The sequence below is a fragment of the Rhizobium sp. O111 genome (assembly GCF_055616315.1).
Genome location: NZ_JBSHXL010000001.1, coordinates 1,834,685 through 1,858,532, shown reverse-complemented (window position 1 = coordinate 1,858,532; position 23,848 = coordinate 1,834,685). Strand labels below are relative to the sequence as shown.

22 protein-coding genes are annotated in these 23,848 nt (G+C 62.1%); 15 read left to right on the top strand and 7 right to left on the bottom strand.

All coding sequences use genetic code 11. The annotated features are described in order from the left end of the window. The first annotated feature begins 92 nt into the window (after nucleotides 1-92). Entirely contained in the window at nucleotides 93-1,523 is a 1,431-nt protein-coding gene (gndA, locus tag ACVTFQ_RS09420) for an NADP-dependent phosphogluconate dehydrogenase (protein WP_018900641.1), read from the top strand. A gap of 73 nt (nucleotides 1,524-1,596) precedes the next feature. Here the strand turns inward: gndA and ACVTFQ_RS09415 are convergent, their stop codons facing one another. Then, complete coding sequence (locus tag ACVTFQ_RS09415) at nucleotides 1,597-2,154, bottom strand: cysteine hydrolase family protein (RefSeq protein WP_111563618.1); 558 nt, start codon at nucleotides 2,152-2,154, stop codon at nucleotides 1,597-1,599. Nucleotides 2,155-2,180: 26 nt separating this feature from the next. After that, nucleotides 2,181-3,221, bottom strand: coding sequence for a substrate-binding domain-containing protein (locus ACVTFQ_RS09410; protein WP_111563455.1), 1,041 nt, complete (start codon nucleotides 3,219-3,221; stop codon nucleotides 2,181-2,183). 453 nt (nucleotides 3,222-3,674) lie between these two features. On the opposite strand from ACVTFQ_RS09410, the gene ACVTFQ_RS09405 reads away from it, so the two are divergent. The 10 genes from ACVTFQ_RS09405 (at nucleotide 3,675) to ACVTFQ_RS09360 (ending at nucleotide 15,882) form a co-directional block, all read left to right on the top strand. After that, entirely contained in the window at nucleotides 3,675-4,910 is a 1,236-nt protein-coding gene (locus tag ACVTFQ_RS09405; protein ID WP_047512382.1) for an ABC transporter substrate-binding protein, read from the top strand. Between the two features lie 220 nt (nucleotides 4,911-5,130). Next, entirely contained in the window at nucleotides 5,131-6,036 is a 906-nt protein-coding gene (locus ACVTFQ_RS09400; RefSeq protein ID WP_111563456.1) for a carbohydrate ABC transporter permease, read from the top strand. Between the two features lie 4 nt (nucleotides 6,037-6,040). Next, nucleotides 6,041-6,967, top strand: a complete 927-nt coding sequence (locus ACVTFQ_RS09395; RefSeq protein WP_026283375.1) for a carbohydrate ABC transporter permease — start codon at nucleotides 6,041-6,043, stop codon at nucleotides 6,965-6,967. A 3-nt stretch (nucleotides 6,968-6,970) separates the two neighbouring features. After that, complete coding sequence (locus ACVTFQ_RS09390) at nucleotides 6,971-8,056, top strand: ABC transporter ATP-binding protein (RefSeq protein ID WP_111563457.1); 1,086 nt, start codon at nucleotides 6,971-6,973, stop codon at nucleotides 8,054-8,056. Nucleotides 8,057-8,170: 114 nt separating this feature from the next. Continuing rightward, on the top strand, nucleotides 8,171-10,636 hold the full coding sequence (locus ACVTFQ_RS09385) for a beta-mannosidase (protein WP_112436895.1): 2,466 nt from the start codon (nucleotides 8,171-8,173) through the stop codon (nucleotides 10,634-10,636). Nucleotides 10,637-10,677: 41 nt separating this feature from the next. Further along, nucleotides 10,678-11,439 carry a sugar phosphate isomerase/epimerase family protein gene (locus ACVTFQ_RS09380; RefSeq protein WP_111563459.1) on the top strand — a complete coding sequence of 254 codons (762 nt, stop codon included), beginning with the start codon at nucleotides 10,678-10,680 and terminating at the stop codon, nucleotides 11,437-11,439. 8 nt (nucleotides 11,440-11,447) lie between these two features. Then, complete coding sequence (locus tag ACVTFQ_RS09375; protein WP_111563460.1) at nucleotides 11,448-12,581, top strand: Gfo/Idh/MocA family protein; 1,134 nt, start codon at nucleotides 11,448-11,450, stop codon at nucleotides 12,579-12,581. Nucleotides 12,582-12,667: 86 nt separating this feature from the next. Further along, the gene (mgrA, locus tag ACVTFQ_RS09370) at nucleotides 12,668-13,699 is read left to right on the top strand and encodes an L-glyceraldehyde 3-phosphate reductase (protein WP_111563461.1); all 1,032 of its coding nucleotides are present in this window, start codon (nucleotides 12,668-12,670) and stop codon (nucleotides 13,697-13,699) included. Between the two features lie 92 nt (nucleotides 13,700-13,791). Next, the gene (locus ACVTFQ_RS09365; RefSeq protein ID WP_111563462.1) at nucleotides 13,792-15,405 is read left to right on the top strand and encodes a glycoside hydrolase family 43 protein; all 1,614 of its coding nucleotides are present in this window, start codon (nucleotides 13,792-13,794) and stop codon (nucleotides 15,403-15,405) included. A 159-nt stretch (nucleotides 15,406-15,564) separates the two neighbouring features. Further along, nucleotides 15,565-15,882: an RcnB family protein gene (locus ACVTFQ_RS09360; protein ID WP_112436894.1), complete on the top strand. Its 318-nt coding sequence runs from the start codon at nucleotides 15,565-15,567 to the stop codon at nucleotides 15,880-15,882. Nucleotides 15,883-15,929: 47 nt separating this feature from the next. Here ACVTFQ_RS09360 and ACVTFQ_RS09355 read toward each other — a convergent pair whose 3' ends face one another. From ACVTFQ_RS09355 to znuA, 3 genes are all read right to left on the bottom strand, one after another. Next, nucleotides 15,930-16,103 carry a hypothetical protein gene (locus ACVTFQ_RS09355; protein WP_181459283.1) on the bottom strand — a complete coding sequence of 58 codons (174 nt, stop codon included), beginning with the start codon at nucleotides 16,101-16,103 and terminating at the stop codon, nucleotides 15,930-15,932. Further along, nucleotides 16,100-17,305: a GTP-binding protein gene (locus ACVTFQ_RS09350; protein ID WP_111563464.1), complete on the bottom strand. Its 1,206-nt coding sequence runs from the start codon at nucleotides 17,303-17,305 to the stop codon at nucleotides 16,100-16,102. The genes ACVTFQ_RS09355 and ACVTFQ_RS09350 overlap by 4 nt, the downstream gene beginning before the upstream one ends. Before the next feature lie 92 nt (nucleotides 17,306-17,397). Further along, nucleotides 17,398-18,456, bottom strand: a complete 1,059-nt coding sequence (gene znuA, locus ACVTFQ_RS09345; RefSeq protein ID WP_111563465.1) for a zinc ABC transporter substrate-binding protein ZnuA — start codon at nucleotides 18,454-18,456, stop codon at nucleotides 17,398-17,400. 101 nt (nucleotides 18,457-18,557) lie between these two features. Between znuA and ACVTFQ_RS09340 the strand changes: the two genes are divergently transcribed. From ACVTFQ_RS09340 to ACVTFQ_RS09330, 3 genes are read left to right on the top strand one after another with little or no spacing between them, the layout of a single operon-like run. Then, on the top strand, nucleotides 18,558-19,547 hold the full coding sequence (locus ACVTFQ_RS09340) for an ATP-binding cassette domain-containing protein (RefSeq protein ID WP_111563466.1): 990 nt from the start codon (nucleotides 18,558-18,560) through the stop codon (nucleotides 19,545-19,547). Continuing rightward, nucleotides 19,471-20,358 carry an iron chelate uptake ABC transporter family permease subunit gene (locus ACVTFQ_RS09335; RefSeq protein WP_409527903.1) on the top strand — a complete coding sequence of 296 codons (888 nt, stop codon included), beginning with the start codon at nucleotides 19,471-19,473 and terminating at the stop codon, nucleotides 20,356-20,358. Before ACVTFQ_RS09340 ends, ACVTFQ_RS09335 begins: the two co-directional genes overlap by 77 nt. After that, complete coding sequence (locus ACVTFQ_RS09330; RefSeq protein WP_047512361.1) at nucleotides 20,355-20,753, top strand: Fur family transcriptional regulator; 399 nt, start codon at nucleotides 20,355-20,357, stop codon at nucleotides 20,751-20,753. The genes ACVTFQ_RS09335 and ACVTFQ_RS09330 overlap by 4 nt, the downstream gene beginning before the upstream one ends. A gap of 469 nt (nucleotides 20,754-21,222) precedes the next feature. Here the strand turns inward: ACVTFQ_RS09330 and ACVTFQ_RS09325 are convergent, their stop codons facing one another. Both ACVTFQ_RS09325 and ACVTFQ_RS09320 read right to left on the bottom strand, forming a co-directional pair. Further along, a complete protein-coding gene (locus ACVTFQ_RS09325; protein ID WP_111563468.1) occupies nucleotides 21,223-21,753 on the bottom strand; it encodes a gamma carbonic anhydrase family protein in 531 nt (176 codons plus the stop codon). 12 nt (nucleotides 21,754-21,765) lie between these two features. Beyond that, nucleotides 21,766-22,479, bottom strand: a complete 714-nt coding sequence (locus ACVTFQ_RS09320) for a fumarylacetoacetate hydrolase family protein (RefSeq protein WP_111563469.1) — start codon at nucleotides 22,477-22,479, stop codon at nucleotides 21,766-21,768. A gap of 162 nt (nucleotides 22,480-22,641) precedes the next feature. Between ACVTFQ_RS09320 and dusA the strand changes: the two genes are divergently transcribed. After that, nucleotides 22,642-23,673, top strand: a complete 1,032-nt coding sequence (dusA, locus tag ACVTFQ_RS09315; RefSeq protein WP_111563619.1) for a tRNA dihydrouridine(20/20a) synthase DusA — start codon at nucleotides 22,642-22,644, stop codon at nucleotides 23,671-23,673. Nucleotides 23,674-23,848: the final 175 nt, after the last annotated feature.

Genomic DNA, 23,848 nt, shown 5'->3' with positions numbered 1-23,848 from the left:
CTCGTTGCGCTTTAGATCTTTGTTTTACCGCATGTCGTTATCGCAAAACCGCTTCACACTTTTGCGCGACATGCTCTAACCGGAGAGATATTGTGGAAAAGGCAGAAATCGGGCTGATCGGCCTTGCGGTCATGGGTTCCAACCTCGCTCTGAACATCGCGGAAAAGGGCAACAAGATTGCGGTCTTCAACCGCACGCCCGACAAGACGGACGAGTTCTACGAGAGCGCCGGCGATCTGAAGAAGCAGATCATTCCGTGCAAGACGATCGAGGAATTCGTCGAGGCGATCCGCCCGCCGCGTCCGATCATCATCATGATCAAGGCCGGCGAGCCGGTTGATCAGCAGATGGAGCTGCTGCGTCCGCATCTCTCCAAGGGCGACATCATGATCGATGCCGGCAACGCCAACTTCCGCGACACGATCGCCCGCTTCGATCGCCTCAAGGACACCGACCTGACCTTCATCGGCATGGGCGTTTCCGGTGGCGAGGAAGGTGCGCGTCACGGCCCGTCGATCATGGTCGGCGGCACGGAAGATTCGTGGAAGCGCGTCGAGCCTGTGCTGACCTCGATCGCCGCCAAGTACAAGGGCGACCCTTGCGTTGCCTGGCTCGGCAATGACGGTGCCGGTCACTTCGTCAAGACGATCCACAACGGCATCGAATATGCCGACATGCAGATGATCGCCGAAATCTACGGCGTCCTGCGCGACGGTCTCGGCAAGAGCGCCAAGGACATCTCCGGCATCTTCGGCGACTGGAACAAGGGTCGCCTGAACTCCTACCTGATCGAGATCTCCGAGAAGGTTCTGGCCGCGACCGACCCGATCTCCGGCGGCGCCATGGTCGACATGATCCTCGACAAGGCCGGCCAGAAGGGCACCGGCAAGTGGTCGGCGATCGAAGCGCAGAACATGGGCATCCCGGCAACGGCGATCGAAGCGGCCGTTGCCGCCCGCAGCCTGTCGTCGATGAAGACCGAGCGCGAAGCCGCCGAGAAGATCTTCGGCAAGCCGGAATACAACTTCCCGGTCGCTTACGGTCCCGAGCTCGTCAAGGATCTGGAACTGGCTCTGTTTGCCGCCAAGATCGGCGCCTACGCGCAGGGCTTTGCGGTGATGGCGGAAGCCTCGCGCGAATTCAAGTGGTCGCTGCCGATGCCAACTATCGCCAAGATCTGGCGCGACGGCTGCATCATCCGTTCGCAGTTCCTCGACGAAATCACCTCGGCCTTCACCAAGGCGCCTGACGTCGCCAACCTGATCGTGACGCCGGCCTTCGCGGATATGGTCAAGGAATCGCTGCCGGCGCTTCGCCGCGTTGTCGGTGCAGCGCTTCAGGCTGGTCTGCCCGTTCCGGCGCTGACCTCGGCGCTCACCTACTTCGACGCCTACCGCCAGGGCCGCGGCACCGCCAACCTGATCCAGGCGCAGCGCGACTTCTTCGGCGCCCACGGCTTCGATCGTCTCGACGGCAAGGACTTCCACCACGGCCCATGGGGCAGCGGTGCGGCGACCTTCTAAGGTTCGCTTTCTGAAAATGACGACAGCCGGGCCATTGGCCCGGCTGTTTTGCGTTTATGCCAGTTGACTTGGTTCAGAACTGGATCTCGGCGGCGGGGCGGACAATCGACAGCGCCGATCCGGCATCGAAATCATCCAGCGTCTCGTTATGGTGGGCGACGATCTCGGCGAAGGTCAATGAGCCCGAATCGGCGGTCGTGTGGCCGTCGGCGATAAGGGTGACGTTGTAGCCAAGCGAGACGGCGCGGCGCACCGTGGTGTCGACGCAGAACTGCGACATGCAGCCGCCGATGACGAGATGGGTCACGGAGCGTTCCGTCAGCCGCTCGACCAGATCGGTCTCGAAGAAAGAATCGGCGCTCCTCTTGTGAACGACGGTATCATCGCTGCTGGGTGCGAGTTCCTGCCTGATTTCCCAGCCTTTCGTGCCGACCGCGAGGCGATGGCCCGGATCGCCGTCGTGCTGTACGAGGACGACGGGGACGCCGCTATGCCATGCGCGTTCCCGGAGCGCCGCGAGGCGCGCGACGGTCTCATCAAGCGCGGCGTCGATTGATGGCTGCCGTTCGGGCGTGCCTTTGCCCGCAACGATGGCGTTCTGCACATCGATGATGAGGAGGGCCTTGGTCATGCGTTGTCTTTCCTCGTTGACTTCCGTCAGCTGCCCGGTCGTGTCCACACCGGCTGGCTGACACTCTGCAGCATCTCAGGCTCGACGCCGTCGATGCGGGCGATGACGGCCTTGGCCATCTCGCGGCCGGCATGGCGGACGTCTTCATAGGCGGTGATGATCTCCGGGCGGATCCAGTTGAGGATCGGCGCGGATTCCTTCGAGGCCATGTCGACGTCGTGGCCAAGGCGCTTGCCGGCGGCTTCGATGCCGGCGTTGACGGCGATGGCGGCGCTGCCGGCGAGACAGACGATGCCATCGGGCGCGTTGCTGGAGCGCATCATCGTCTCGACGGCGTTGCGGATCTCGTCCAGCGGCGTGTCGATGGTGACGCGCAGCGGCACTTCCTCGGCACCGTAGTCATGCAGGCCGGTCTGGAAGCCGATGCGGGTGTGCGTGTAATAGGTGAGCTTGCTCGGAGGCTGGAGGAGGGCGATGCGCCTGCGGCCACGCGCGACCAGCTTCTCGACCGCCTGGTGGGCGAAGGCTTCGTTGTCGAAGTCGTGGAACGGGTGCATCAGCCCGGCATCGGTGCGTCCATGCGTGGCGAACGGCATGTTGCGTTCGCTGAGCAGGCGCACACGAGGGTCATCCGGCTCGATGCGGGAGATGATGACGCCGTCGGCCGAGCCCGTCTCCAGGATGTAGCGGACAGGCAGCATCGGGTCCTTGCTGTGCGAATGCGGCGTGACGACGATGTGATAGGGGGTGCCGGTCAGGACTTCGGAGATACCGAAGACCAGCTGGCTCGAGAAGCCCATGATCTCCTCATCGATGCTCAGAACGAGCGCGATGACGTTGGTCTTGCCAGTCCTGAGGCGCACGCCGGCGCGGTTCGGCTGATAGCCGAGCTGGCTTGCCACCATGCGCACGCGTTCCTTGGTCTCCGCGCCGATATCAGGCGCATCCTTCAACGCACGAGAAACCGTAGTGATGCCGAGGCCGGTCATGAAGGCAATCGTCTTCAGTGTCGGTCTCTCCCGAGATGCCTCGGTCACCGTCGCCCCGAAATTCGCTTTGTTTTTCATCCCTCTAGGCCGTCCTACGCGATTTGGTTCGCTTATAGATGCTTTTCGCAGCGCTGTAAGCCTGAATACACAAATGCCGTTCCCTCCCACGGGCCTTGAAATCTGTAACGTTACAGTGAAAATGTCGAGCGCTTTTTGCGATGGCTCCAACCCAATCACCCTCATTGGTTGAATCGGTGATTTTTGCACGAATTTTTTGCGTCTGCGAACGCGATCTGGAAATTATGTCATGATACCTGTGAAATAAAGATATATAAAACAATGTTATAATCGAAGTGTGCAGGTGCACATCGGTTTGCTGATCGCTTGTGCAGCCTTGCGGCGACGGTGCCGTTTCGGCAGGCAATGGTAGCAAAAGATAGTCGAAAAGAAAATTTTAAGGGGTGGCTGTTGCGCGGCAATATCGATTGGCTTAAGTTTTTCCGGCAACGTTTCAGTGAGGGAGGAGAACTCATGAATATTCGTTTGATGGCGGCAGCGCTGTGCGCATCCGTCGCCCTGCCGCTCGGTGCGGCACACGCCACCGATCTCGAAGTCACGCATTGGTGGACCTCGGGCGGCGAAGCCGCTGCCGTGGCCGAACTCGCCAAGGCATTCGACGCGACCGGCAACAAGTGGGTCGATGGTGCCATCGCCGGTTCCGGCGGCACGGCACGTCCGATCATGGTCAGCCGCATCACCGGCGGCGATCCGATGGGCGCCACCCAGTTCAACCACGGCCGTCAGGCGGAAGAACTCGTTCAGGCTGGCCTGATGCGCGACCTGACCGATGTCGCGACCGCCGAGCACTGGAAGGACATCATTCGTCCGGCAAGCCTGCTCGACAGCTGCACGATCGATGGCAAGATCTATTGCGCGCCCGTCAACATCCACTCCTGGCAGTGGCTGTGGCTCTCGAATGCCGCCTTCAAGAAGGCCGGCGTTGATGTGCCGAAGAACTGGGATGAATTCGTCGCGGCCGCTCCGGCGCTCGAAAAGGCCGGCATCGTGCCGCTCGCCGTCGGCGGCCAGCCGTGGCAGGCTGCAGGCGCTTTCGACACGCTGATGGTGGCGATCGCCGGCAAGGACACGTTCAACAAGGTATTCAAGGACAAGGACGCCGACGTGGCTGCCGGTCCCGAGATCGCCAAGGTCTTCAAGGCTGCAGACGACGCCCGCAAGATGTCCAAGGGCAGCAACGTCCAGGATTGGAACCAGGCAACCAATCTGGTCATCACCGGCAAGGCCGGCGGCCAGATCATGGGTGACTGGGCGCAGGGCGAATTCGCTCTGGCCGGCCAGAAGGCCGGTACCGATTACACCTGCCTTCCGGGGCTGGGCGTGAACGAAATCATCTCCACCGGTGGTGATGCCTTCTACTTCCCGCTGCTCAAGGACGAAGCAAAGTCGAAGGCGCAGGACGTTCTCGCCAAGACGCTGCTCGATCCGAAGACCCAGGTTGCCTTCAACCTGAAGAAGGGCTCGCTGCCGGTTCGCGGCGACGTCGATCTCGAGGCTGCCAACGACTGCATGAAGAAGGGTCTCGAGATCCTGAAGAAGGGCAACATCGTCGAAGGCACCGACCAGCTGCTTTCGGCCGACAGCCAGAAGCAGAAGGAAGACCTCTTCTCGGAGTTCTTCGCCAATGCCTCGATGACGCCTGAAGACGCACAGAAGCGCTTCGCCGAAATCATCGGCTCCGCCGACTGATCGTCTGCTCGTGCTGCCGCGATCCGATTTTCCGCCCAGGAACGGGAAGCCGGATTTGCCCTAATCGCCAGTGGCGGCGGGTTCGCGGCAGTGCTTTCCCGATGAGTTCCGGCCGCAGACGATGCGGCCGGGACCATCCGGGGGCAAGAGACGGGAGCGGTGTCCGGCATCGGCCGCTGCTCTCGGTCACAGAAGCAAGTGCGTGTCAGGAGGAAACACAATGACGGGTCCAGCGAAAGCCGGCCGGCCAAATCAGTTGCTGCGCAATCTGAATTCCAAAATTGCATCCATCCCGATGATCCTTACCGCCCTGGTCATCTTTCTCGGCGGTACGGTCTGGACGGTGTTCTATTCCTTCACCAACTCGAAGCTCCTGCCAAGGATGAGCTTCGTTGGTTTCGACCAATACAAGCGGCTCTGGGCCGCGCCGCGATGGATCGTATCCATCGAAAACCTCGCCCTTTACGGCGTTTTTTCCCTGATCTTCAGCCTGGTGATCGGCTTTACGCTGGCTGCCCTGATGGATCAGAAGATCCGGTTCGAGAATGCGTTCCGGACGATCTTTCTCTACCCCTTCGCGCTGTCCTTCATCGTCACCGGCCTTGTCTGGCAGTGGGTGCTCAATCCCGAATTCGGCGTGCAGTCAGTGGTGCGTTCGCTCGGCTGGACGAGCTTCACCTTCGACCCGCTCTATACGCCGAGCATCGTGATCTACGGCGTGTTGATCGCAGCACTCTGGCAGGGAACGGGCCTCGTCATGTGCCTGATGCTGGCCGGCCTGCGCGGGATCGATGAGGACATCTGGAAGGCCTCGCGTGTCGACGGCATTCCGATGTGGAAGACCTATCTCTTCATCGTCATCCCGATGATGCGTCCCGTCTTCATCACCACGCTCGTCATCATCGCGTCGGGTATCGTCAAGGTCTACGACCTCGTGGTGGCGCAGACATCCGGTGGACCCGGAATCTCATCGGAAGTGCCGGCCAAGTATGTCTATGACTACATGTTCCAGGCGCAGAACCTGGGGCAGGGCTTCGCCGCCTCGACCATGATGCTGATCACGGTCGCGATCATCATCATTCCATGGGCTTATCTGGAATTCGGGGGAGGGCGTAAACGTGCCTGATACCATCGCTCTCAAGACGGCAGACGTCGCACTGGCACCGGTCAAGTCCTTCGACGGACCGAACGGCAAGAAGCCGAAGCGGGTGCTCTCGCCGCGCAACATCATGCTCTACGGCACGCTGTTCGTCGCCGCCGCCTACTACCTGCTGCCGCTCTACGTGATGATCGTCACGTCGCTGAAGGGGATGCCCGAAATCCGCATGGGCAACATCTTCTCGCCGCCGATGGAAATCACCTTCGAGCCATGGGTCAAAGCCTGGGCCACGGCCTGCACCGGCCTCAACTGCGACGGTCTCTCGCGCGGTTTCTGGAATTCGGTGAGGATCACGGTCCCATCCGTCATCGTCTCGATCGCGATTGCCTCGGTCAACGGCTATGCGCTCGCCAACTGGCGCTTCAAGGGATCGGAACTGTTCTTCTCGATCCTCGTCATCGGCGCGTTCATTCCCTACCAGGTAATGATCTATCCTATCGTCATCGTGCTGCGTGAAATGGGGATCTACGGCACGCTTACAGGCCTGATCATCGTGCACTCGATCTTCGGCATGCCGATCCTGACGCTGCTCTTCCGCAACTACTTCGCATCGCTGCCGCAGGAGCTCTTCAAGGCCGCGCGCGTCGATGGCGCCGGCTTCTGGCAGATCTTCCTGAAGATCATGGTGCCGATGTCGCTGCCGATCTTCGTTGTCGCCATGATCCTGCAGGTCACCGGCATCTGGAACGACTTCCTGTTCGGCGTCGTTTTCACCCGGCCGGAATACTATCCGATGACCGTGCAGCTCAACAACATCGTCAATTCCGTCCAGGGCGTGAAGGAATACAACGTCAACATGGCCGCAACCATCCTCACGGGTCTGGTGCCGCTGATCGTGTATTTCGTGTCCGGACGTCTGTTCGTCCGCGGTATCGCCGCCGGCGCAGTGAAAGGCTGATCCATGAATTCAAGCGTTTCCATCAAAGACCTTTCGCTGAACTTCGGCGCCGTCAGCGTGCTCAAGGATCTCAACCTCGAGATCAACGACGGCGAGTTCCTGGTGCTGCTCGGCTCGTCCGGCTGCGGCAAGTCGACCTTGCTCAACTGCATCGCCGGCCTGCTCGACATCAGCGAGGGACAGATCCACATCAAGGGCCGCAACGTCACCTGGGAAGAGCCCAAGGATCGCGGCATCGGCATGGTGTTCCAGTCCTACGCGCTCTATCCGCAGATGACGGTGGAGAAGAACCTCTCCTTCGGTCTGCAGGTCGCCAAGATCCCGCAATCCGATATCGACAAGCGCGTGGCCCGTGCCTCGGAAATCCTGCAGATCCAGCCGCTCCTGAAGCGCAAGCCGGCCGAACTTTCCGGCGGCCAGCGGCAGCGCGTGGCGATCGGCCGTGCGCTGGTGCGCGATGTCGACGTGTTCCTGTTCGATGAGCCGCTCTCCAACCTCGACGCCAAGCTGCGTTCGGAGCTGCGCGTCGAGATCAAGCGGCTGCACCAGTCGCTGAAGAACACGATGATCTATGTCACCCACGACCAGATCGAGGCGCTGACGCTCGCCGACCGCATCGCGATCATGAAGAACGGCGAGATCCAGCAGCTTGCCGATCCGACGACGATCTACAACAAGCCGCGCAGCTTGTTCGTGGCCGGCTTCATCGGCTCTCCGTCGATGAACTTCCTGCGCGGCGAAATCGCCAAGCGGGGCGATGCCACCGTGTTCACCGCCAATGGCGTCGATTTCAACGTCGATGCCTATGAGGCGAGCGGGCCGCTGCAGGCGGGCCGGAAGGTGACGCTCGGCGTGCGGCCGGAGCATATCAAGGTCAACGAGAACCTCGGTGCCGAGACCCACGACGCGACCGTCGATATCGAGGAGCCGATGGGCGCCGACAACCTGCTCTGGCTGAAGCATGCCGGACACACCATGTCGGTGCGCATCAACGGCGCCCGCCGCTTCAGCCCGGGTTCACAGGTCAAGCTCGGCTTCGACATGTCGCTGGCGTCGATCTTCGACGCCGAAACGGAACTGCGCCTTTAGACGACTACGCTGCGGGCGGGGCCGTCCCAAGCGGTTTCGCCCGTTCTTCCAATACCACATTCGGTCGCAGCCCGGTGACGGGCCTTCCCGAGAGCGGCCTGATCGGACAGTGCTATGACATCCTTGCCCACCAACGGGTTCAACCTCGACCTCTCAGGCTCGTGGAAGCTCACCTCCACGGATGGTGAAATCACCGCGCCGATCACGCTTCCCGGTGACGTGCATTCGGCGCTCCATGCCGCCAAGCTCATCCCCGATCCCTATTTCGGCCGCAACGAAGAGGTCGTGCAGTGGGTGGCGCATCGCGACTGGTCGATCGAGCGCAGCTTCACGGTGTCAGAGCCGGATGGCGACTGGTATCTCGACATCGACTATCTCGACACGGTGGCCGCCGTCTTCATCAACGGCTCGCCGGCGCTCGTGGCCGACAACAGCTTCCGCCGCTATCGCCCGGATGTTAGCAGCCATCTGAAATCGGGCGAGAACGTCATCCGCATCGTGCTGCATTCGAGCATCGCGGCGGGTGCCGACCGGCAGGGCAAACAGCCCTTCTACATTCCCTATTCGACCGGTAACTCGCCGATCCCCAATGGCAACATGCTGCGCAAGCCGCAGTGCCATTTCGGCTGGGACTGGAACATCGCGATCGCGCCGCTCGGGCTATACGGCACGATCGCGCTGCGCCGTCTCGACACCGCCCGCATCGAGCATGTGACGACGCAGCAGGTGCATAATCTCGACGGCTCCGTCGATCTCAAGGTCTCAGCGACACTGTTTGCCAAGAACCCAGGCATCGTTCCCGTGCATTTCTCGCTCGATGGTGAGCGGGTGCGCCTCGATGTCGGCGTCGGCGCCGGCGAGACGGTCGTCAACCACGTGTTCGAGATCGCCAAGCCGCGCCTCTGGTGGCCTGCGGGTAGCGGTGAGCAGGCGCTCTATGCGCTGACCGTCGATCTGCCTTCCGGTGCGGTCACCAAGCAGATCGGTCTGCGCACCGTCGAGCTCATCACCACGCCAGACGCGGCCGGGGCCCGCTTCGCGCTGAAGGTAAACGGTCGCGAGATCTTCTGCCGTGGCGCCAACTGGATCCCGGCCGACGCGCTGTTTTCGCTGTCGTCGCCCGAGAAGACCGAGGATCTGCTGCAATCGGCCAAGTCCGCCAACATGAACATGATCCGCGTCTGGGGCGGCGGGTTCTACGAGCATGATCATTTCTATGATCTCTGTGACCGTCTCGGCCTCATGGTCTGGCAGGACTTCATGTTCGCCTGCAACCTCTATCCCTCGACCGAGGATTTCCTCGACAATGTCGCGCTCGAGGTCGACTACCAGGTCCGCCGCCTGAACTCGCATCCGTCGATCGCGCTCTGGTGCGGCGACAACGAGCTCGTCGGCGCGCTCACCTGGTTCGAGGAATCGCGCAAGGACCGCGACCGCTATCTCGTCTCCTACGACCGCCTCAACCGGGTGATCGAGCAGGCGATGAAGAAGGCGGCGCCGGATGCGATCTGGTGGCCATCGAGCCCGGCGTCGGGCTATCTCGACTTCGGCGATGCCTGGCATGCCGATGGCTCCGGCGACATGCACTACTGGTCGGTCTGGCACGAGAACAAGTCCTTCGACAATTACCGTTCCGTTCGCCCGCGCTTCTGCTCGGAATTCGGCTTCCAATCCTACACCTCGCTGCCCGTCATCAAGACCTATGCCGAGGCCAAGGACATGAACGTCGCGTCGCCGGTCATGGAGCTGCACCAGAAGAACGCCGGCGGCAACGAGCGCATCGCGGGCACGATGTTCCGCTATTTCAGCTTCCCGAAGGATTTCCCGAATTTCGTCTATCTCAGCCAGATCCAGCAGGGTCTCGCGATCAAAACGGCGGTGGAATACTGGCGGTCGCTGAAGCCGCATTGCATGGGAACGATCTACTGGCAGCTCAACGACACCTGGCCGGTGGCCTCGTGGTCGAGCCTTGATTACGGCGGTCGCTGGAAGGCGATGCACTATCTGGTCAAGCGTTTCTTCCAGCCGGTCGCGGTCGCCGCCATCCCATCGGACGACGGCAAGCAGATCCGCTTCTCGCTGGTCAACGACACGCTCGATGACGTCAGCGTCGACCTGTCGATCTCGATCATCGACATGCAGGGCGAGCGCAGGCACCTCAAGGATGTGCAGGCAGTCTGCACGCCTGACGCTGCGGTGACGGCTGATAGCATCGACGTTTCCGAGATTCCCTCGGGTACGCTGCTTGCCTGGCGCTTCACGGCGTCGAACGGCATGGGCGGCGAGGGGCATTACGTGCACGGCACCTACAAGGCCTTGGAGCTTGAGCCCGCCGGCCTGATGGTCACGCACGAATATGTCGAGGAGGACGGCTCCGTCTGCCTCAACGTCACCGCCAAGGGACTTGCGCTCTTCGTGATGATCGAAACCGAGACCGACGGCAAATATTCCGACAATGCCTTCGATCTGGCGGCGGGCGAGACGCGCCGCATCACCTTCACCCCGGCCACGCCGCTTGCTGATGGCGCCTTGCCGGACTTCCGTTTCTACGACCTGCAATCCTGTCAGTCCGTGGATTGATCCCGATTAAATGAATGGGCACGAGGCCCGAGGAGGATATTATGACGAAACTGAGTTTCCAGCTTTATAGCGCCCGCAACTTCCAGCCCTATTCGGCGATCTTCGAAAAGCTCGGCAAGGCCGGCTATCAGGAGGTCGAGGGCTTCGGCGGCATCTACGCCGATCTCGACGATGCCGGCCTCAAGGGCCTGCGCGCCGAACTCGACAAGAACGGCCTCACCATGGCGAGCGGCCACTTCAGCCCCGACTTTCTCGACGGCGAAGTTAAGAAGTCTTTGAACATCGCCAAGATTCTCGGCATGGATTCCATCTATGCGCCGCATCTGGCGGCCGATGAGCGTCCGACCGATGGCGCCGGCTGGCTGGCATTCGGCAAGCGGCTGCAGGAAATGAGCAAGCCCTACAAGGATGCGGGCTACGAGTTCGGCTGGCACAACCACGACTTCGAATTCGTCAAGCTCGCCGACGGCTCGCTGCCGATCGAGCGCATCTTCGAGGGCGCGCCCGATATTTCCTGGGAAGCGGATATCGCCTGGGTCGTTCGCGGCGGTGCCGATCCCTTCGCATGGATCGAGAAGCTCGGTTCCCGCATTACCTCGGCGCACGTCAAGGACATCGCGCCAGCTGGCGAGAACAAGAACGAAGACGGCTGGGCCGATGTCGGCCACGGCACGCTTGATTGGCCGAAGCTCGTCGCGGCGCTGAAGGGCACCAAGACCAAGCACTACGTCGTCGAGCATGACAATCCTGCTGATATCGATCGCCTGATCACCCGCTCGATCGCATCCTTCAAGACCTACTGAGGACCATCATGACCAAGGAACTTGGCGTCGGCATCATCGGATGCGGCAACATCTCCACCACCTACTTTTCGCTGGCCCCGCTGTTCAAGGGCCTCAAGGTCGTCGCCTGCGCCGACCTCAACATGCAGGCCGCCGAAGCCCGTGCCGCCGAGTATGGCGTCAAGGCGCAGACGATCGAGGACCTGCTCACCAATGAGGAGGTTGACGTCGTCGTCAACCTGACGATCCCGGACGCGCACTTCCCCGTGTCGAAGGCGATCCTTCTTTCCGGCAAGCACGTCTATTCGGAAAAGCCGCTGGTTCTCACCCTCGAGCAGGGTGAGGAGCTGCGCCGCATCGCCAAGGAGAAGAACCTCTCCGTTGGTTGCGCGCCCGACACCTTCCTCGGCGGCGCGCATCAGCTCGCCCGCAAGTATATCGACGAGGGCGGCATCGGCCGCGTCACTTCCGGCGCGTGCTATGTCATGAGCCCGGGCATGGAAATGTGGCATCCGAACCCGGACTTCTTCTTCCTACCCGGCGGCGGCCCGATCCTCGATCTCGGCCCTTACTACATCGCTAACCTGATCAACCTGATCGGACCGGTGAAGCGCGTCGGCGCCATGACCTCTATGGCGTCGCCGACCCGCACGATCACCAGCGAGCCGCGCAACGGCGAGACGATCCCGGTGAAGACGCCGACGACGATCCAGGCGATCCTGGAATTCGTCAACGGCGCCACCGTCACGCTGACCGCGAGCTGGGATGTCTGGTCTCACCGCCATGCCAACATGGAGCTCTACGGCACCGAGGGTTCGCTCTACGTGCCTGATCCGAACTTCTTCGGCGGCGTGGTCGAGGCGAGCGGCAAGGACAAGGACATCAAGCCGCTCGATGGCTGGGAGCACCCCTTCGGCATCTCCAACCAGGAGAGCCCGCAGGGACCGCGCGCCAACTATCGTACGGCGGGTCTCGCCGACATGGCGATGGCGATCATCGAGGGACGCGATGCGCGTTGCTCGCTCGATCGCACGCTGCATGGCGTCGACGTCATGACCTCGATCCTGAAGTCGGGCGAGGAAGGCCGCTTCATCGAGCTGACGACGACCTGCACGCAGCCGGCCGCACTCGGCATCGAAGAGGCCCAGGCTCTGTTGAAATAATGGGCGCTCTTGAAGTACGTGCCTAAAGGTCTATGGTCCGGCGCGGGCGAGGAGCCCGCGCCGTTTCTACACGAGGGAAGAGAATGATGAGCTGGCAACCGGCTTCCGACCGCTACTCGAAAATGAAGTACAACCGCACGGGCCGTTCCGGCCTGAAGCTGCCGGCCGTTTCGCTCGGCCTCTGGCACAATTTCGGCGGCGACACGCCGCATGACCGCAAGATCGACATGTGCCGCACGGCCTTCGATCTCGGCATCACCCATTTCGACCTTGCCAACAATTACGGCCCACCTCCCGGCAGCGCCGAGACCGCCTTCGGCGAGATCATGCGGACCGAATTTGCGGGCCTGCGCGACGAACTGATCATTTCGTCCAAGGCCGGCTACGACATGTGGCCGGGCCCTTACGGCGAGTGGGGCAGCCGCAAGTATCTGATCGCCTCTTGCGACCAGAGCCTGAAGCGGATGGGTCTCGACTATGTCGATATCTTCTATTCGCACCGCTTTGACCCGGACACGCCGCTGGAAGAAACCTGTGGCGCGCTCGACCACATCGTGCGCTCCGGCCGCGCGCTCTATGTCGGCATCTCGTCCTACAATGCGCAGCGCACCCGCGAAGCCGCCGCCATCCTCAAGGATCTCGGCACGCCGTGCCTGATCCACCAGCCGAGCTATTCCATGCTCAACCGCTGGGTCGAGGACGACAAGCTGCTCGATGCGCTCGATGAGGTCGGCATGGGCTCGATCGTGTTCTCGCCGCTGGCGCAGGGCATGCTGACAACGAAGTATCTCGGTGGCATCCCTCAGGACAGCCGCGCGGCGCAGAACCACTTCCTGAAGAAGGACTTCATCCGCCCGCAGATCATCGACAACATCCGCAAGCTCAACGAGATCGCCGAACGCCGTGGCCAGACGCTGGCGCAGATGGCGATCGCCTGGGTGCTGCGCGGCGACCGCGTGACCTCCGCGCTGATCGGCGCCAGCCGCTCGTCGCAGATCGTCGACTGCGTCAAGGCGCTCGACAATCTGGAGTTCACGGCCGAGGAGCTGAAGGAGATCGATGGCTACGCCCGCGAGGCGGACATCAATCTCTGGGCGAAGTCCGCGGAACGCGAATAACCTGATGCGCCCGGAACAATCTTCCGGGCGTTTTTCATATATGATGTGATGTACGTGCCGCAAAATGCACGCCTGTGGGAGGAGACGTCACCATGATCCGCAATCCAATCCTGCCGGGCTTCAATCCGGACCCGTCGATCTGTCGTGTCGGCGAGGATTACTATATCGCGACCTCGACCTTCGAGTGGTATCCTGGCGTGCAGATCCACCATTCGCGCGATCTGGTGAACTGGACGCTGGTGCGGCGGCCGCTGGAGCGGGCGTCGCAGCTCGACATGCGCGGTAATCCCGATAGCTGCGGCATCTGGGCGCCCTGTCTCTCCTATGCCGACAGGCTGTTTTGGCTTGTTTATACCGACGTCAAGCGCTTCGATGGCAACTTCAAGGATGCGCATAATTACATCGTGACCTCGCCTGATATCGAGGGAGAGTGGTCGGAGCCCATCTACGTGAACTCGTCGGGATTCGATCCGTCGCTGTTTCATGACGAGGACGGCCGCAAGTGGTTCCTCAACATGCAGTGGAACCACCGCACGGAGAGCTTTGGCGGCGCGCCGAAGTCTCCGGCTTTCGACGGCATCCTGCTGCAGGAGTGGGATGCGGAGACGAAATCGCTGAAGGGGCCGATCCGCAACATCTTCGCGGGCAGCTCGCTCGGGCTGGTCGAGGGGCCGCATCTCTTCAAGCGCAACGGCTATTACTATCTGACGACGGCCGAGGGCGGCACCGGCTATGACCATGCCGTGACGATGGCGCGGTCGCGCGACATCGCCGGTCCCTACGAGATGCAACCGAACAAGCACCTCATCACCTCGAAGGATCACCCTGAGGCCATTCTGCAGCGGGCAGGGCATGGGCAGTATGTCGAGACCCCAGACGGTCAGGTGTATCATACGCATCTCTGCGGCCGGCCGATGCCGCCGAAGCGTCGCTGCACGCTCGGCCGCGAAACCAGCCTGCAGAAATGCGTCTGGAAGGATGACGGCTGGCTCTACCTCGAAAATGGCACCACGGTTCCCGACGTCACCGTACCGGGACTTGGTGATGCCGTGCAGGCCGAAAAGCCGATGCGCAGCGAGTACAGCTTCGATGGCGGCACGCTGCCTGCTGATTTCCAGTGGTTGCGGACGCCGAAGCCGGAGCGGATATTCAACCTCACGGAACGGCCCGGTCATTTGAGGCTGATCGCCCGCGAGAGCATCGGCTCATGGTTCGAACAGGCGCTGGTGGCGCGGCGGCAGGAGCATCACAGTTTTCGGGCCGAGACGGTGGTCGAGTTCGATCCAGACACCTACCAGCAGGTGGCGGGGCTGACGCATTATTACAACAGGCACAAGTTCCACGCGGTCGCGGTGACGCTGCACGAGAAGCTTGGACGCTGCGTGACGATCCTGTCCTGCGACGGCGACTATCCGAATGGCCGGCTGAGCTTTCCCGCAGGCAGCGGCGAGGCGCTTCCCGCCAGCGGCCGTGTTCAGCTTGCCATGGAAATCCGCGACAACGACCTGCAGTTCTTCTGGCAGACGGAGGGCATGGGCGCGTGGCGGGCGATCGGTCCGGTGCTCGACGCCGGCGTGGTTTCAGACGAAGGCGGGCGCGGTGAGCATGGCTCGTTTACCGGCGCGTTTGCCGGCGTCTTTGCCTTCGACACGTCGGGGCGGGCGAAGACGGCCGATTTCGACTGGTTCAATTACGACGAGCTGTGAACGGGAGCGACATCACCTTGCGCCGGGTGATGTCGCATTTGCTAATTTAATATATGCTTTCAAGCATGTGTTTTTATTACTGAAGTTTAATTTAACTTTCAGTTTCGGTTCATCATTTCAGGTCTAGGTTCGGGGCGTGTTCAACACGAGGAAACCCCAATGAAAAAGATGTTTGCCGTTCTTCTCTCCGCTTCTTTCCTGGCCGCGCCGCTGGTTGCCGCGACGGGTGCAAGCGCGCAGGAGCATCATCGCCGCCCCGTTCACGTCGAGCGCGAGGTGCATGTCACAAAGTACAAGTGGAGCCGCGGCCATCGCATGAGCCCCGCCGAGCGCCGCAACATGCGCGAAGTGCGCGACTACCGCCGCTACCGTCTGGCGCCTCCGCCGCGCGGCTATCGCTGGGTGCAGGTCAACAACGATTACCTGATGATCAGCATTGCGAGCAATGTGATCTCGAACATCGTCGTCGGCCGCTGATCGCTCGACGTGACTTGTGTGGAAAGGGCGGCTTCGGCCGCCCTTTTTCATGTCTGTCTTTCGGGCGCATTACGTCCTAGCCGCGCCGCCAATTTGCTGAGAACGCCGGCACCCGGCTTGCGCTCTTCGGCCTCGGGTGGCGCTGCCAGCCCCTCGATCGGCGGCAGCGGGTCGCATTCCTCGCAGACGCATTGATATCTCCTGATCGCTTGCGCCTTCATGCGGCCTGCTCTCCCCAGCGGGCGAACGGATCGGGCATGTCGCGCCATTTGTCCGGAGTGAACTCCTCGGCGCTGACAAGACATGCGTCGAGACGCTCGCGGATCCAGGCTTCGTTCATCGGGTCGGCGCCGATGAACACGATCTCTTGGCGGCGGTCGCCCCAGACGGGGTGCAGATAGGGACCGATCGCGGTCATGAAGCGCGGATCGTCCGGCCAGCGCTCCCTCGGCACCGCCGACCACCACGTGCCCATGCGGCTTGTGCGCAGGATGGCGCCGGCCTGGCTGACCTCGCCGACATGGTGCGGGCGGGTCGCCAGCCAGAAGAAGCCCTTGGCGCGGACGACGCCCGGCCAGGCCGTGTCGAAGAAGCGCTGCAGTTTCGCCGGATCGAAGGGGCGCTTCTCGCGATAGACGAAGGAGCGGATGCCGTATTCCTCGGTTTCCGGCACATGGTCGTTGAAGCCATGCATCTCCTTGTACCAGAGCGGATGGGTCTCGGCCTTGTCGATGTCGAAGAGGCCGGTGCCGAGCACCTCCTGCGGCCGGACCTTGCCGAAATCGGCCTCGATCAGCCGGGCATCCGGGTTCAGGCCGACGACGATCTGGCGGGCGGCCTGCAGCCGTTCGGCGGTGGCGGTCCCGACCTTGTTGAGGACGACGACGTCGGCGAATTCGATCTGCTCGACCAAGAGGTCGATCACCGTTCTGACATCGCCTTCGCCGGCGGTTTCGCCACGGTCGCCGAGGAAATCCGTCGAGGCGTAGTCGGCAAGCAGGCCGGCGGCATCGACCACCGTGACCATGGTATCGAGTTCGGCGACATCGGACAGGCTCAGGCCGTCCTCGTCGCGGAACTCGAAGGTGGTGGCGACGGGCAGGGGCTCGGCGATCCCCGTGGATTCGATCAGCAGGTAGTCGAAGCGGTTCTGCTCTGCGAGCTGGCGAACCTCCTTCAGGAGGTCGTCGCGCAGCGTGCAGCAGATGCAGCCGTTGGTCATCTCGACCAGTTCCTCATCCGTGCGCGACAGGTTGGCACCGCCGTCGCGCACCAGTGCGGCGTCGATGTTGACCTCGCTCATGTCGTTGACGATCACCGCGACGCGCAGGCCATCGCGGTTCGCCAGTATGTGGTTCAAAAGCGTCGTCTTGCCGGCGCCAAGGAAGCCGGAGAGGACGGTGACCGGCAGTTTCCTGTTCATTGCGATCTCCAGTTAATGTTATAATATTACATCTATTGATCTGAAAAAGGCGGACTGTGCGCCCGCCTTTTCGATATGCGGTGGGGCCGGTCTCAGCTTTCGCGCGACAGGCAGTCCTTGAGATTGTTGGCGATCCCGCGCATCAGCTTGAAATAGAGATCCGGGCCGGCATCGAGCGTTGCGGCTTCAGGATCGAGCACGCCGGCCTTGGCCTTGGTGCCCTCGAGCACGACATCGACCAGTTTCGGCTGGAACTGCGGTTCGGCGAAGACGCAGGTTGCGCCGAGGTCCGCCACCTTCTTGTGGATCTCGGCGATCCGTTCGGCGCCGGGGATGGTTTCCGGGCTGACGGTGATCGAGCCGGCGACGCGCACCTTGTACCGGTTTTCGAAATACTGGTAGGCGTCGTGGAAGACGATGAAGGGCTTGTCCTTGACCGGTGACACGATGCCGGAAATTTCCGTGTCGAGCGCGTCGAGCTTGGCGTTCAGCGCCTCGGCATTGGCCTGGTAGGCAAGGGCGTTGGCCGGGTCGGCGGCCACCAGCGTGGTGGTGATCTCGGCGGCCATGGCTTTGGCGTTTTCGGGGTCGAGCCAGAGGTGGGTGTCGAAGGCGCCGTGGCCGTGGTCGTGATCGTCATGTGCCTCGGCGGCGTGATCGTGATCATGACCGGCCGCTTCCGTGGCGTGATCGTGTCCACCGGCCTCCTCGGCATGGGCGTGACCGGCTTCATGCGCATCGCCATCATGATCGCCATCGTCATGAGCTTCGAAGGCGCCGCCTTCGCGGAACTTTAGCTTGGTCAGGCCCGGCGCCTTGTCGAGCTCGGCGACGCTGGCATCATCTCCGAGTGCTTCCAGCGGCTTTTCCAGGAAGGCTTCCATGCCCGGGCCGACCCAGAAGACCACCTTGGCATCCTGCAGCGCCTTGGCGTTGGAGGGCTTCATCGAATAGGTGTGCGGGGAGGCAGCGCCATCGACGATCAGTTCCGGCGTGCCGACGCCCTGCATGATGGCTGCGACCAGCGAATGCACCGGCTTGATCGAGGTGACGACCACGGGTGCGTCCGCGCCGCGGGCCGTGCCGGCAAGGAGGAGGGCCGGGAGTGCGAGGCCTTGTAGCGTCAGGGAAAGGCCGGTCGCGAGTTTCATGTGCATGCTCCGCTTGAATTGCATAGGTAATGTTATTACATAAATTGAGTTATGCTATAACGTGTGCGATAGCAGGGCGCAACAGCACTTTCGGAAAAATGATGCCATTACCCGCAAATTCCGAGGCGAGGCCGCTCGTTTCGCTTTCCAATGTCGGTGTCCGCAGAAACGGCCGCTGGCTGGTTCGCGGCGTCGATTTTTCCGTCTCGCGCGGCGAGATCGTGACGCTGATCGGCCCCAATGGTTCCGGCAAATCGACGACGGTGAAGACGGCGATCGGGGTGATGAAGGCCGACGAGGGCAAGGTGACGCGCGCCTCCGGCCTGAAGGTTGGCTATGTCCCGCAGAAGCTCGCCATCGACTGGACGCTGCCGCTCACTGTGCGCCGGCTGATGACGCTGACGGGGCCGCTTTCGGCAAGCGACATGAACGAGGCGCTCGATGCCGTCGGGCTTTCCCACATGCGCGATGCCGAGGTGCAGCATCTCTCCGGCGGCGAATTCCAGCGAGCGCTGATGGCGCGCGCCATTGCCCGCAAGCCCGATCTGCTCGTGCTCGACGAGCCGGTGCAGGGCGTGGATTTTTCCGGCGAGATCGCGATCTACGAGCTGATCAAGACGATCCGCAACAGGACGGGATGCGGCATCCTGCTGATTTCGCACGACCTGCATGTCGTCATGGCGGCAACCGATACCGTCATCTGCCTCAACGGCCATGTCTGCTGCCGGGGCACGCCGCAAGCAGTGACGCAGAGTGCGGAATATGTGCGGCTGTTCGGCAGCCGCGCGGCGCAGTCGCTTGCCGTCTACAGTCACGATCACGATCATACGCATCTCCCCGATGGCCGCGTGCTGCATGCGGATGGCTCGGTGACGGATCACTGCCATCCTGAGGATGGCCACCATCACGGCCATGATCACGCCGGCCACGATCATGCGCCCCATGATCATTCGGGCCACGCACATGATCATGCGCATCATGACCACGGACATGCGAGCCATGGCCACGGGCATGCTGACCATGACCACCATCATCATACGGCCGATGATGGACACGGGCACAAGCATCCGGCGGGAGAGCGCCATGTTTGACGATTTCTTCGTCCGCGCCATCATTGCCGGCGTTGGTCTGGCGCTGACCACGGGGCCGCTCGGCTGCTTCATCATCTGGCGGCGCATGGCCTATTTCGGCGATACGATCTCGCATTCGGCGCTGCTCGGCGTGGCGCTGTCTCTGCTCATGCAGTTCAACCTGACGCTCTCGGTCTTCGTCGTGGCGGCAGCCGTCTCGATCCTGCTGCTCTTGCTGCAGAAGCGGCAGGCGCTGTCGGCCGATGCGCTGCTTGGCATTCTCTCGCATGCGACGCTGGCGATCGGGCTGGTCATGGTCGCCTTCATGACGTGGGTGCGCATCGACCTCATCGCCTTCCTGTTCGGCGATATCCTCGCCGTCTCCAAGGCCGATATCGCCTTCATCTGGGGCGGCGGCATTCTGGTGCTCGCTGCGATCGCCTGGCTGTGGCGGCCGCTGCTTGCCTCGACCGTCAATCCCGAGCTGGCCGAGGCCGAGGGGCTGAAGCCGGAGCGGGCGCGGCTGTTCTTCATGCTGTTGATGGCCGTCGTGATCGCGATTGCCATGAAGATCGTCGGCATCATGCTGATCACGTCGCTGCTGATCATTCCGGCCGCCGCTGCCCGGCGTTTCTCGTCGACGCCCGAGATCATGGCGGTGCTTGCCTCGCTGATCGGGGCGGTTGCCGTGGTCGGCGGGCTGTTCGGTTCGCTCACCTACGACACGCCGTCGGGCCCATCGATCGTGGTCGCGGCCCTCATTCTCTTCATTCTCAGCCTGCTGCCCAAATTCGGGCGGGGTCAGGCCGCCACGGAAGGACAAGGCTCATGAGCGCACCCGCACTGACCAAGAACCAGGCGCTTGTCTTCGATGTTCTGGAAAAGGCCGACGGCCCGCTCAGCGCCTATACGATCCTCGACAAACTGCGCGACCACGGTTTTCGCGCCCCGCTGCAGGTCTACCGGGCGCTTGAGAAGCTGCTCGAATATGGTGTCGTGCACCGGCTGGAGAGCATCAACTCCTTCGTCGCCTGCGCGCATCCCGGCGAGAACTGCCACAGCCACGGCATCGTCGCCTTCGCCATCTGCGAGAGCTGCGGCCAGGTGATGGAATTCCACGACCACGAGGTCGACCACCGCCTGACGGACTGGACCAAGTCCAAGAAGTTCAAGGCCGAGAAGACGACGATCGAGATCCGCGGGCTTTGCGAGGCTTGCGCCGCGTAATTGCTTGTTTCGGTGAAATGCGATGCGGCCCACAGCCAGTTCCATTTTCGACTGGCGGTGCGCTGAGGAGTAGCAGTCGTTCTACTTCCCTTGCTGTTTGCGCTTCGATTAGGAGTTTGTCGCTCTGATATCGCACGCATCTTTTGCTTCGTGCGATAATCCATACACGCAGCAGGTAGAATGAAAGCCCAATCACCGTCGATGGCGGGCCGTAGGCGGATAGCAAGTTGAGCATCTCTGTCGTCATAGCCGCGTCTCGCACGTGAACAGTTGTCCACATCTATGCGCGCGCTGCTAATATCACGCAAAGCACAGGTGTAGGACGGCATGGTCTGGTGCTTTGAGGGTCGTTCAGTGCGGAATGAGTAGAAATATCTCGCTGCGTTGAAAACCAACAAGCGCAGACTGATTCCGACGTTTCGCCCTGAAGATTCGCGGGGTTAAATGCGAACTTCAATCGCTGCTGGTGTTAATCCAGCCGCTTCAAATCGCGCGCAAAACGCTGCCAGTTGGCGACGTACTTTTCCGCCGAGCGCTTGAGGCTTTCGATCGCCTTGTCGTCGAGGGTGCGGATGGCGCGGGCGGGGGAGCCGACGATGAGGGAATTGTCGGGGAATTCCTTGCCTTCCGTCACCAGCGCATTGGCGCCGACGAGGCAGTTGTTGCCGATCTTCGCGCCGTTCAGTACCGTGGCGCCCATGCCAACAAGCGAATTGTTTCCGATCACGCAGCCGTGGACAATCGCATGATGACCGATGGTGCAGCCTTCGCCGATCGTGACGGGATGGCCGGGATCGGTGTGCAGCATGGCGCCTTCCTGGATATTGGTCGCCGCGCCGACCGTGATCGGCTCGTTGTCGCCGCGCAGCACCGCGCCGAACCAGACGCCGACATCACTGCCGAGCGTCACCTTGCCGATCACATGCGCATCGGGCGCGATCCAGTAGGTGCCTGATGGCGGCAAATCCGGTTCGTGGCCCGAGAGCGCATAGATCGGCATGGTCATTCCTCCTTAGGCGACGTCGATGGACAGCTTGGCGACACCATCGATGCCGCAATCGATATGGTCGCCGCGCTTGACCGCGCCCACGCCCGCCGGCGTGCCGGTCATGATCACGTCGCCGGGGGCGAGTTCGAACAGCTTCGAAAGCTCGGCGATGATTTCAGGCACCTTCCAGATCATCTGGTTGAGATCGCCATCCTGCACGCGCTTGCCATTGAGATCGAGCCAGACTCGGCCGGCATCGGGATGGCCGAGCTTTGCGGCCGGGACGATCGCCGAGACCGGAGCGGAATGTTCGAAGGCTTTCGCCAGCTCCCACGGGCGGCCGAGCTTCTTGGCTTCTGCCTGCAGATCGCGGCGGGTGAAATCGATGCCGACGGCATAGCCGTAGACGCAATCAAGCGCGTTTTCGAGAGCGATATCCCTGCCGCCCGATTTCAGCGCCAGCACGCATTCGACCTCGAAATGGACGTCGTTCGACAGCGGCGGGTAGGGGAAGTCCTTGCCGTCAGCAAGCAGGTTGTCGGCGTTCTTCTGGAAGAAGAAGGGCGGCTCGCGGCTTGGATCATGGCCCATCTCGATGGCATGGTCGGCATAGTTGCGGCCGACGCAATAGACGCGGCGCACCGGAAAGCGATCGGTGGTGCCGTCGACGGGGAGGAGGACGGGCGCGGGAAGGGAAATGACGGTGCCTGCGGCTGGGGCGGAGGAGGTGGTGGACATAGGACGGGGATGCTCTTGCTGTTTTCGTGAGTCCGATCATCTTAGCCGCAAAAGCGAAGCGGGGGAAAGCTTGGAAGGCGGTGCTGCGGTACGCGCGTTCCGGCATTGCTGCCCTGCGCGGGGAAACTGGCGTTTTCGCGCGCTTTGCGCTATGAGCGCGGCATGACAACATCGCATTTCTACAAACAGGCGCTCGAAACGAAGCGGCCGGTCTTCGCCGTTGCGCCGATGATCGACTGGACGGATCGTCACTGCCGTTATTTCCACCGGCAGATCAGCCGCAATGCGCTGCTCTATACGGAAATGGTCGTCGCCGACGCGATCATCCATGGGCCGCGCGAGCGGTTGCTGTCTTTCGACGCCGCCGAGCATCCGGTGGCGCTGCAGCTTGGCGGGTCTGATCCGGAGAAGCTGGTGAAGGCGGTGGAGATCGCGGCGCCTTACGGCTACGACGAGATCAATCTCAATGTCGGCTGTCCCTCGGACCGGGTGCAATCGGGCACGTTCGGGGCTTGCCTGATGCTGACGCCGGATGTGGTCGCGGATTGCATCCGGGCGATGAAGCAGGTGTCCTCGGTGCCGGTTACCGTGAAGTGCCGGATCGGGGTGGACGAGCAGGAGCCGGAGAAGGCTCTTCCCGATCTTCTCGACCGGGTGCTCGATGCCGGCGCCGACGCGATCTGGATCCATGCCCGCAAGGCCTGGCTGAAGGGCTTGTCGCCGAAGGAAAACCGCGAGATCCCGCCGCTCGATTACGACATCGTCTACCGCACCAAGCAGGCGCGGCCGGATGTGTTCATCGGCATCAATGGCGGCATCCAGACGCTGGATCAGGCCGAAGAGCATCTGCGGCATGTCGATGGCATCATGCTGGGGCGTGCGGCCTATCAGAATGCCGGCGTGCTTGCCGATGTCGACCATCGCTTCTTCGGGGCGGAGGCGCAAGCCTTCGACTGGGAGCTTCTGCGCGACCGGATGATGGATTACGCGGCGCGGCATGTCGCTGATGGCGGCCGGCTGCAGCAGGTGGCGCGGCATATGGTGGGGCTGTTCACCGGGCTGCCGGGGGCACGGCGCTATCGGCAGATATTGTCGACCGATGCGGTGAAGGCGGGGGCCGGGCCGGAGGTGATTGCGGCGGCGTTCGCGGCGGTGGATTTTTCGGGTGTGGTGGAGGATGCGGTTAGCGCTTGAGGTTTGACTGCCTGCGTTTTTGAGCGTGGTGCCGCGGGATACCCCCCTCTGTCCTGCCGGACATCTCCCCCCACAAGGGGGGAGATCGACTTGTGGTGGCGGCATCCCCAAGCAATGAGAGTTGAGCGAGCGGCTGCCCCTAGCCAATCTCCCCACCTGTGGGGGAGATGCCCGG